9 protein-coding genes, 1 pseudogene and 1 riboswitch are annotated in these 9863 nt (G+C 34.5%); of the genes and pseudogenes, 1 reads left to right on the top strand and 9 read right to left on the bottom strand.

The window, feature by feature from the left end; all coding sequences use genetic code 11:
* Positions 1-122 (top strand): annotated as a pseudogene (locus AC13CQ_RS01145) (IS982 family transposase); the annotation flags it as partial.
* A gap of 99 nt (positions 123-221) precedes the next feature.
* Here the strand turns inward: AC13CQ_RS01145 and thiH are convergent.
* From thiH to AC13CQ_RS01100, 9 genes are all read right to left on the bottom strand, one after another.
* Positions 222-1334 carry a 2-iminoacetate synthase ThiH gene (gene thiH / locus AC13CQ_RS01140; protein ID WP_008611388.1) on the bottom strand — a complete coding sequence of 371 codons (1113 nt, stop codon included), beginning with the start codon at positions 1332-1334 and terminating at the stop codon, positions 222-224.
* Positions 1327-2106 (bottom strand): thiazole synthase, encoded by a 780-nt coding sequence (locus AC13CQ_RS01135; protein WP_337900854.1) that lies wholly within the window; start codon positions 2104-2106, stop codon positions 1327-1329. Before AC13CQ_RS01135 ends, thiH begins: the two co-directional genes overlap by 8 nt.
* Complete coding sequence (locus AC13CQ_RS01130; protein ID WP_456868010.1) at positions 2103-2765, bottom strand: thiamine phosphate synthase; 663 nt, start codon at positions 2763-2765, stop codon at positions 2103-2105. The genes AC13CQ_RS01135 and AC13CQ_RS01130 overlap by 4 nt, the downstream gene beginning before the upstream one ends.
* Positions 2762-3520, bottom strand: a complete 759-nt coding sequence (locus tag AC13CQ_RS01125) for a hydroxymethylpyrimidine/phosphomethylpyrimidine kinase (protein WP_008611392.1) — start codon at positions 3518-3520, stop codon at positions 2762-2764. Before AC13CQ_RS01125 ends, AC13CQ_RS01130 begins: the two co-directional genes overlap by 4 nt.
* The gene (locus tag AC13CQ_RS01120; protein ID WP_474507455.1) at positions 3510-4112 is read right to left on the bottom strand and encodes a thiamine phosphate synthase; all 603 of its coding nucleotides are present in this window, start codon (positions 4110-4112) and stop codon (positions 3510-3512) included. The genes AC13CQ_RS01125 and AC13CQ_RS01120 overlap by 11 nt, the downstream gene beginning before the upstream one ends.
* Positions 4113-4584: 472 nt before the next feature.
* Positions 4585-6441, bottom strand: a complete 1857-nt coding sequence (gene thiC, locus AC13CQ_RS01115) for a phosphomethylpyrimidine synthase ThiC (protein ID WP_008611394.1) — start codon at positions 6439-6441, stop codon at positions 4585-4587.
* Positions 6442-6593: 152 nt separating this feature from the next.
* Positions 6594-6794, bottom strand: coding sequence for a sulfur carrier protein ThiS (gene thiS, locus AC13CQ_RS01110; protein ID WP_008611395.1), 201 nt, complete (start codon positions 6792-6794; stop codon positions 6594-6596).
* Positions 6795-6905: 111 nt separating this feature from the next.
* Positions 6906-7000: riboswitch (TPP riboswitch) on the bottom strand.
* 219 nt (positions 7001-7219) lie between these two features.
* The gene (locus AC13CQ_RS01105) at positions 7220-7885 is read right to left on the bottom strand and encodes a DNA-binding response regulator (RefSeq protein ID WP_008611396.1); all 666 of its coding nucleotides are present in this window, start codon (positions 7883-7885) and stop codon (positions 7220-7222) included.
* Between the two features lie 3 nt (positions 7886-7888).
* Positions 7889-9838: a tetratricopeptide repeat-containing sensor histidine kinase gene (locus AC13CQ_RS01100; RefSeq protein WP_008611397.1), complete on the bottom strand. Its 1950-nt coding sequence runs from the start codon at positions 9836-9838 to the stop codon at positions 7889-7891.
* Between the last annotated feature and the right edge of the window lie 25 nt (positions 9839-9863).

Genomic DNA, 9863 nt, shown 5'->3' with positions numbered 1-9863 from the left:
AATCTTTTGAGGGATTCAAAAACAGAATATTATCTAAGATTACGGCTATGACGGTCATTCAATATATAAACATATTTGAATTCAACAGAAATATCAATAACCTAAAAATCAATATTGCCTAAATGCACAACGGGTTATATTCTTTTCTCTTTATTCTTATTTCCTTCAACTCCCGACTTCATTTTTTCACTTTAAAACATTACAAACCCTCAACCATCAACTCACTCCCAATTGTTTTCCCAATCTTTCCAAACTACTTCTAGGTTTTGAGCTTTTAGCATTTGAGTAATTTGTTCTGTAGAACGTTCATCGGAAATTTCAAACTGATCTAGCGATTGTTTATCTACTACATAGCCTCCAGGGTTGGTTTTAGATTCGGCGCTCATGGAGGTAATACCAAGATTCACAATGTTATTTCTAAAGGTTTCACTCTCTCTAGTTGAAATGGTTAACTCTACATCTTCTTCCAACATTCTATAGGCAGAAATCAATTGTACCAAATCGGCATCTGTCATTTCTACTTTTGGGTCTAATCCCCCAGAAAAAGGTCGGAGTCGAGGAAAAGAAATAGAAAACTTAGTTTGCCAATAGGTTTTTTTTAGATAGTGTAAATGTAATGCTGTAAAGAAACTATCGGCACGCCAATCTTCCAATCCAAATAAGGCTCCTAGTCCAATTTTATGAACTCCAGCACGTCCTAATCTATCGGGAGTTTCTAAGCGATAGAAAAAATTTGATTTCTTTCCCTTTGGATGGTGTTTTTTGTATTCTTCTTCATGATATGTTTCTTGATATACTAATACCCCATATAAACCATTTTCTTTCAATAAAACATATTCATTTTCATCTAAAGGCTGTACTTCAATACTCACATTAGAAAAATGATTTCTTATAAGTTGAATAGCATTTTTAAGGTATGATACACCAACTGTAGTGTTTGCTTCTCCTGTAACCAATAAAATATGATTGAAACCTTTACTTTTTATATACTCAACTTCTTTTAAAATTTCGACATCGGTTAAAGTACGTCTCGGAATTTTGTTGGTAAAGCTAAACCCGCAGTAAGTGCAAATATTTTGACACTCATTGCTTAAATACATGGGCGCAAACATTTGCATAGTATTTCCAAAACGCCGTTTGGTAATACGCTTACTTTCTTGCGCCATTTCTTCTAGAAAGGGTTTTGCAGCAGGAGCTATCAAGGCTTTAAAATCTTCTAAATTTCGATTGGGTTTTTCAATAGCCCGAATTACGTCATTTCCCGATTTATCTTGGATGCTTTTAAGAACATCGTCCCACGAATATTGTAAAAATGTATCTTTAAAATTAGTCATATAAAAAACTGGTTAACGGACTACTAGCTTCTGCATTCTGTTTTACTGGTGCGAGGGATGCTAAATAAGCTTCGCGTCCTGCTTCTACACTTTTTTTGAAGGCTTTTGCCATTTGGATAGGATTGTTGGAAACTGCAATTGCGGTATTAACCAACACAGCATCGGCACCCATCTCCATAGCTGCTGCCGCATGAGAAGGAGCTCCAATACCAGCATCTACAATAACGGGTACCTTACTTTGTTCAATAATAATTTCTAAAAAATCAAAGGTTTTTAATCCTTTATTAGTTCCTATGGGAGCCCCCAAAGGCATTACGCATTGTACTCCTACATCTTCCAAACGCTTGCACAACACAGGATCTGCATGTATATACGGCATCACTACAAATCCTTTTTTTACCAATGCTTCGGTAGCAGCCAAAGTTTCTATAGGATCTGGTAGTAAGTAATTTGGATCTGGATGAATTTCTAATTTCACCCAATTTGTTTCCAATGCTTCTCGTGCCAATTCAGCAGCAAAAATGGCTTCTTTGGCATTTCTAACCCCAGAAGTGTTGGGTAATAAATTTATGGTAGGGTGTGGTAATCCACTTAAAATATCATCATTTTCTAAGGTTGAATCTACTCTTTTTAAAGCTACCGTTACAAGGTCACTTTTACTCGCAAGAATGGACTCTCTCATTAGTTTTGAGGAACTAAATTTTCCAGTTCCTAGAAACAATCGAGAAGAAAACTCCTTATCTGCTATTTTTAATATGTCTGGATAACTCATACGTTTATTGTTTTCTGATTTAAAATTTCCTTTATAACATCTAATCTTTTGGTTAAGTCATGGGTTTTTATCTCCCTAATCTCAGAAGTTAAATAACCCGACATAGCAACTCCGTAAATACCTGCCAGTTTTAATTCTTCTATATCTTCTTTTACAATGCCTCCAATAGCAATTATTGGGGTGGTTTTTGTTTTTTTATTCAACTCAAAAAAGATGTTTTTATAACCTTTAATTCCTAAAATCGGACTTAATTTTTCTTTGGTATTTGTATGTCTAAAGGGACCTAAGCCGATGTAATCAACTCCTTTTTTAATCAATTTTTCTATGTCTTGGGATGTATTTGCAGTGCCTCCTATAATTTTTTCTTTCCCTAGAATTTTCCTAGCTACTTGGGGGCACATATCTTCTTTTCCAAGATGAACCCCATCTGCATTTACTACATTGGCAACTTCAACATGGTCGTTAATAATGAGTTTAGCACTGTATTGTTGGCATATTTCTTTAGCCTTGATAGCTGTTTCTAAAACTTCTTTTGGCGTTTTATTTTTCAGGCGTAATTGAATCCAACGTCCGCCACACTCACATACTTTTTGAATATTTTGAAGATGTATAGTAGGTGTGTTTCCTTGCGAGATGTATTGTATAGTATCTATTTTCATGAATGATATGCTAGTTTTGTTGGGTTTGATTGCAGCGCTTTTTCGGTATATCTTTTGGCATCTTCACAAGCATTAGCTAAAGATTTTCCTTGTGCTAAATAACTTGTAATAGCTGAAGATAAGATGCAGCCACTTCCATGCTTTTCATATATTTTTTCTTCGGAAGGAAAAAAGTTAAAAACGGTTTTATCTTTTAGATATAAAGTGTCTTTTCCTTTTTCCGATGGATGATGTCCACCTTTTAGCAATACTGATGTAAATTGTTGTAAGCGTGTTATTTTTTCTGACAAAGAGGATGCGTTGGAAAGCTGAAAAATTTCTTCATAATTAGGCGTAATCAACGAGATATTTTTTAAAATATCAGCTGAGAATAATAGTTTTTCTCCTTGAAAAGAATGGCCGCTACTTGACTTCAAAACAGGATCTAAAACTATTGGAAGTTCCTTTTTATATGCTTTTAATACTTTTAACAACTGTTCTAAAAGAGTTAGATTTTCTATTATTCCAATTTTAACAGCTGCTATATTAAAACGGTCTAAAAGTAGTTGCAATTGCTTTAAAACTACAGTAGCGTCCACCCAATAGCAGTCTTTGAAATAAACATCGGTTTGTAGGGTGTTTGCCGTACAAACAGCCATTGCATAGCATCCGTTATTTTCTATTGTTTTTATATCGGCAAGTAAACCAGCTCCCCCAGAAGGGTCAAAACCAGCAATACTTAAAACAATAGGTTTTTGTATGTTTTTATCCGTCATAAAACACGTTTTTATAAACTTTTTGCAATTCTTTATATGCTGTTACGGGGTGTTTAGATTGCCAAATGCTTCCTAAAATTGCAACCCCTTGGTATCCCATTTTTTTTACTTCGGAAATAGTTGCTGAGGTAATTCCGCCAAGCGCAATAACTTTTATTGGGGATGCCATTACCTCAAATTCTTTTCCTTGATAATTTTCTTTAGAAATAGAATTGAAAACGGGACTCAAAAAACTATAATCATAATTTGCTCCTTCTTTTTTTAAAGCTGAAATTGAATGAAAACCCGTACTCACCACTCTTCCCATTTTTTGATGGTTTTTAATGTATTCTGAATCATTTTCAAGCATTTTTCTATGTTTTTCGGTCAAATGAATGCCTTTTACATTAAATTCTGATGCCAATTCATGATGCTGATGAAGCATAATTTTATTGTGATGTTTTACATCTATCAATTCTAAATAGTTTTTCAAGGCTACTTTTTCTAACCTTGGTTTACGTATGTGTAAAGTTTCCAATCCACATGCAAACAACCTATTTAGGCTTTCTATTTCTTGCTCCAAGGCAGTCTCTGATGTAATTACAATAAGCATGGGTTTAGGTTTTTATTTCAGAGGTTCAAAGGGACAGAGGGGCAAAGTTGTAAATTTGAAGATTTGAAAATCAGGAAAAAAGTGCTCAGTGGGCAGTTGCAGTAAGCAGTTTTTTTCTTTGTAACAGCATAACTTTTAACTTCTGACTTCCAACTTCTAACTCCATCCTTATCTTAATTCTCCACTTTTAACTCATTAACTTTTCACTCAAAGAGCAAAGAGGCAAAGTTGTAAATTTGAAGATTTGAAGATTTGAAGATTTGAAAATGAGGAAATTAGGGGAAAAGTGCTCAGTGGGCAGTTGCAGTAAGCAGTTTTTTTCTTTGTAACAGCCATAACTTTTAACTTCTGACTTCCGACTTCTAACTCCATCCTTATCTTAATTCTCCACTTTTAACTCATTACCTCATTACCTTTCTTCACTTTAATCTTCCGCCTTCCGACCTCTTTCTTTTTTCAACCTTCAACTCAATCACAAATACACTTCACTTCCTTTTTCTTTAAACTCTTCTGCTTTTTTCTTCATCCCTTCTTCAATAGCTTCATGACTATCCAGTCCATTTTCTTTAGCATAATTCCGAACGTCCTGAGTAATTTTCATAGAGCAAAAATTAGGACCACACATAGAGCAGAAATGTGCCACTTTAGCATTGTCTGATGGTAATGTTTCGTCGTGATACGCTTTTGCGGTATCTGGATCCAGGGCTAAATTGAATTGGTCTTCCCAACGGAATTCAAATCGAGCTTTACTCATGGCATCATCTCGGTGTTGTGCCCCTGGATGACCCTTTGCTAAATCGGCGGCATGCGCAGCTATTTTATACGTAATAACTCCTGTTTTTACATCTTCTTTATTTGGGAGTCCTAAGTGTTCTTTTGGGGTAACATAGCACAACATGGCGCACCCGTACCAACCAATCATGGCAGCACCAATACCACTTGTAATATGGTCATAACCAGGAGCAATATCTGTAGTAAGTGGGCCTAAGGTGTAAAAAGGAGCTTCTCCACAGGCTTCCAATTGCTTGTCCATATTTTCTTTAATCATATGCATTGGAATATGTCCAGGCCCTTCAATAATGGTTTGTACATCGTGTTTCCAAGCTATTTTTGTAAGTTCTCCAAGAGTTTCTAGCTCTGCAAATTGTGCATAATCGTTGGCATCGGCAATACTTCCAGGACGGAGTCCGTCGCCAAGAGAAAAGGACACATCATAGGCTTTCATAATTTCGCAGATTTCCTCGAAATGAGTATATAAAAAGCTTTCCTTATGATGCGCCAAACACCATTTTGCCATGATAGAACCTCCTCTAGAAACGATTCCTGTTACACGTTTGGCAGTGTGTGGCACATATTGTAAGCGTACCCCAGCGTGAATAGTAAAATAATCTACTCCCTGTTCTGCTTGTTCAATTAAAGTATCTCTAAAAATTTCCCAAGTAAGGTCTTCAGCTTTTCCGTTTACTTTTTCTAAAGCTTGATAAATAGGCACAGTACCAATAGGAACTGGCGAATTTCTTAAAATCCACTCGCGGGTTTCATGGATATTTTTTCCGGTAGATAAGTCCATAATATTATCTGCTCCCCAACGGCATGCCCAAACTGCTTTTTCTACCTCTTCTTCTATGGAAGATGTTACCGCAGAATTACCAATATTGGCATTTATTTTAACCAAAAAGTTACGTCCAATAATCATAGGTTCGCTTTCTGGATGATTTATATTACATGGAATTACGGCTCTCCCGCTAGCTACCTCTTGACGTACAAATTCTGGAGTGATTTCTTTTGGAATGGAAGCACCAAAACTCTCTCCAGGATGTTGTTTTGTAATTTCTTTTACTTGCTGTAGTTTCTGATTTTCGCGAATGGCAATAAACTCCATTTCTGGAGTTATAATTCCTTTACGGGCATAATGCATTTGCGTTACATTTTTTCCAGCTTTTGCTTTTAATGGATTTTTAAGGTGTTTGAAACGAAGTTCGTCTAGCTTTTTATCATTAAGGCGTTCGTTTCCGTAATTAGAGGAGAGTCCGCTGAGCTCTTCTACGTCCCCACGACTTCTTATCCATTGCTCTCGAATGGGTTTTAGTCCTTTTTTTACATCTATTTCTATGTTTGGATCTGTATATGGACCGCTGGTGTCATACACTAAAACAGGGTCATTTTTTTCGGTAGTACCATTAAATTTATCAACCGTGTCACTAAGAGAAATTTGTCTCATTGGTACTTTTATATCCTTGTGAAGGTTTCCATAGACATAAATTTTTGAAGAATTTGGAAAGGGTTCGCGACTAATTTCTGTGTTGGGTTTTTGCTGTTGTGTTTTCATGTGTTTCTTGTTTTTGTTTGAATACCTTGTGGGTCTAAACCCGAGGCAGTTGATTTTTTTTTTGCGTGAAGGATAGTAGCGACATCCTTTTTATTTTTTTAAAAAGATATAGCGAATAGCCTGACCGTAACGGAGTGAAGGGCACGCCCTAATTAACCTCCCTGGGTGGCTTTTATAATAAGAATATTAGCATTGTTTTCTAACGGTTCTTCCCATTTAGATTTTGGGAGAACGTTATTATTAAGTGCCAAAGCAATGCCGTTGGGAGAAATGTTTAAATGCTCCAAGAGCTGTTTGGCGCTCAATGAGTTCTGAAATGTGTGTAAGGTGTTGTTTACGTTTACAGTGGTCATAATCTTATGTTTTACTGTAAACTTTAGGAGGAAGTCCTAAAAAAGTGGATTACTTAGGAGTTTTTTTAATGCTGAATTAAAAAAGTACCTATAGCCAAATTTATGGCGTTATGTAGTGTCTCAACTTTTCCCTTCGCACGTCCTAACGCGATCAGGTTCTAAGGGTTTTATCTCAGCCGGCTTTCACGGCACCCCTAAAGTTTACTTATAATCAATATTTATTTCCAAAAGCCTGCCCAGAATTTACGCTGATGCAGTAACTTATTTCAAAGGTATGGAATTATGATGGAGAATGACAACTATTGAGGTTAAAAAAGGAGCTATTGATATGATGGGGATATTTTAGGATACAAAAAACCCTTACTGAAAATCAGTAAGGATCTTTTCCCTCAAAAACTACTTAGTTAAGTAACTAAATAGTGATTTTATATAAGTCCTAAATCTTTGGCTATAGCAACCAGATGTGTGGCGTTTTTAGCTTTAAAAGAAATTCTTAAGCTACTAATGCGTTTTTCAATAGTGCTTACGCTACATGGTGTAATGCCTTCGGATTTGAACTTTTTTCTAATTTCGTCTTGAGAATTTCCTTGAGAAAGAGCGTCCAATAATAAAATATCATAGTCTTCTATTTCTAAATTTTTAGTTTCTTTTATGGCATGCTTTAAATTTGCTGGGATGTACTGTTCTTTATTGTAAACCGTTTCAATGGCGGTAACCATTTCGTTGGTGCTATTTCTACCTTTACAGACATAACCATTAATAAATATGGTGTCGAAAAAGGACTTAATCATATGTGGGCGGTCTTCAATAGAATACATAATAACAGCAATATCTGGTTGCTCTAATTTTATTTTTGCAACTAGTTTGTCTCCAGATTCAATTTTAGATTGCCTGTGGTCTTGCTTAAAAGAAAGGTCTGTTATTAAAAGGTCGAAAGGAGAATTTTTTAAGATTCCTTTCTTGATTTTTAAATATGCATCATCGCAATATTTGGCGTGTTCAATTTCAAAATCATAAGCTTTACTTAAGGTATTTATCAACCCTAAATTTATGCTATCGATATCTTCGGCAATAAGAACTTTTTTAAACATCGTTTATATTGGAATTGTTATAGTGGCTTTAAACCCTTTTCCGGGCATTGTGTCAAAAATAAAGTTTCCATCTACGCCTTCAATACGGTTTTCCACATTTGCTAATCCGTTTATGATAAAATTTTTGGAAATGTCCGTCCCTTGTCCGTTATCGGAATAAGAAATTTTTAAATTTTTCTTCTCTAAAGTAAAATTAAATACTACTACAGACGCCTTGCTATGTTTTTTCATGTTCACTAAAAGCTCTTGCAGAGACCTGTAAATAACGCGTTTTATATATGTAGGGATTTCTTCTGAAGGGAATGTAGCTAGCCCACGGTTTAATATATTAACATCCTCATTACAGTAACTATTGATAAGAGATATTATTTTTTCTGAAAAGTTGGTGTCTAAATCTATTTTTCCGTTTCCTCTAGCAATATTTCTAGCTTTTTCATAGATGGCATCTAATTGCAGAAGAAGATTACTTTTGATAGTTTTTTCAACAGGAGTATTTTCGGTAAATGCAATAATATTAAATACATCGTTGGCGAGCTCATCATGTATTTTTTTTGAAATTCGCATTTCGGTTTGGTAAGCTTCGTCTACTTTTTCTCGTTGATGCTTTATTTTTATAAACCGATAATATATAAAGCCAGCACTAAGAATGATTCCAATTATAATTATTAAAAGTAAGTTTCTGCTTTGTTGATTTTCTAATCGTAATTTATTGATTTTTGCTTCGTTGGTAAGCTTTAAGTTTTCTTGTTGATTTTTTTCACTTTCGTATTTTATTTTGGCAAATGTATTTTTTAATCGCCCTTGGGAGGTATGAATGCTATCGGTTAGATTTTTATAGACTACCGCGTATGTTTTTGGATTTTGGGAAGATTCTATTAATAAAGATAAGGCCTCTAAGGTATCATCGGTACTTTTGGTTTGCTGTGCCAACTCAAAAGCTTTTAAAGCCATTTTTCTAGCTTTTGTTGTTTGATTATTGTTTAAGTAATATTGAGAGAGATGGAGGTAACTTGTGGTTTGACCAGAAATATCATCATTACTTTTTCTAATTTCAAGCGCTTTCTTAAGGTCGTTTTCCGCATTAGAAATTTTTAATAAACTAGCAACATAAGCTCTGTTGTCAATATTTTTGGCATAACTATCTGGATTGTTTTCTAATTCTGGACTTTTTTCTAGTTTTTCTAATAAGGTATGTGCTTTTTCATATTCTTCTTGGTAGGTGTAAACTACCGCAATATTGTTAAGGATTTTTATTTTTGAAATTGAGTCGCTTGCTACGTTTAAAGCCTTGTTATACCAATGTAAGGCTTCATTATAGATTTTTTGTTCTTTAGAAGCAATGGCAAGAGCATTGTAGGTGCCAGCTATGTATTTTTTATTGGCAGATTTTTCTAAATACTGTAATGCCTTGACCCCTGTTTGTTCAGCTTCATTATAGTTCCCTATAGAATTTAAAAGATTGGTAAGGTTTACCAATTTAATTCCTGCTTCAATAGTGTCTTTTATACGCTCGTATGTTTTGATAGAATTGTAATAAGCGTTAAGCGATTTAGCAATTTCATTGTTTTTTCTATAATAAAACCCAAGTCGGAAGTAAGCATCTCCTATACTTAAACTATCTTTTCTTTGTTGCTGAAGTGTTAATAGTTTATTGGAATAAAATAACGTACTATCAATATTTACATTTCGGAAAAGGGAGGCGCTAGTTAATAAAATCTCAACTTTAATAGAATCATTATAAGTGTTGATATTTTTTATAAGTTTTTGATTTAAAAGAAGAGCGCTATCAGGATTACTTTTTCGTAAGTGCTTTATTTTTTGTAATTGATTGTCTACACTATTTTCAGCAGAAGGGATATTAGAAGTTTTATTTTTTTTAGTAGAAATATTGCATGCAAAAAAGCATAACAAAATACCCAAAAAAAAGGGGAATGCTAGTAGTAGTTTTTTCATTCCCCTAAAATAAAAATTATTTAGC

This window comes from Galbibacter sp. L-19 (genome assembly GCF_056857615.1).
This window is presented reverse-complemented; position numbering and strand designations above follow the sequence as displayed.

Bases quoted from the DNA above. Each gene is read 5' to 3' on its own strand.
- thiH (WP_008611388.1), bottom strand. From the start codon at position 1,334: ATGACTAATTTTAAAGATACATTTTTACAATATTCGTGGGACGATGTT.
- AC13CQ_RS01135 (WP_337900854.1), bottom strand. From the start codon at position 2,106: ATGAGTTATCCAGACATATTAAAAATAGCAGATAAGGAGTTTTCTTCT.
- AC13CQ_RS01130 (WP_456868010.1), bottom strand. From the start codon at position 2,765: ATGAAAATAGATACTATACAATACATCTCGCAAGGAAACACACCTACT.
- AC13CQ_RS01125 (WP_008611392.1), bottom strand. From the start codon at position 3,520: ATGACGGATAAAAACATACAAAAACCTATTGTTTTAAGTATTGCTGGT.
- AC13CQ_RS01120 (WP_474507455.1), bottom strand. From the start codon at position 4,112: ATGCTTATTGTAATTACATCAGAGACTGCCTTGGAGCAAGAAATAGAA.
- thiC (WP_008611394.1), bottom strand. From the start codon at position 6,441: ATGAAAACACAACAGCAAAAACCCAACACAGAAATTAGTCGCGAACCC.
- thiS (WP_008611395.1), bottom strand. From the start codon at position 6,794: ATGACCACTGTAAACGTAAACAACACCTTACACACATTTCAGAACTCA.
- AC13CQ_RS01105 (WP_008611396.1), bottom strand. From the start codon at position 7,885: ATGTTTAAAAAAGTTCTTATTGCCGAAGATATCGATAGCATAAATTTA.
- AC13CQ_RS01100 (WP_008611397.1), bottom strand. From the start codon at position 9,838: ATGAAAAAACTACTACTAGCATTCCCCTTTTTTTTGGGTATTTTGTTA.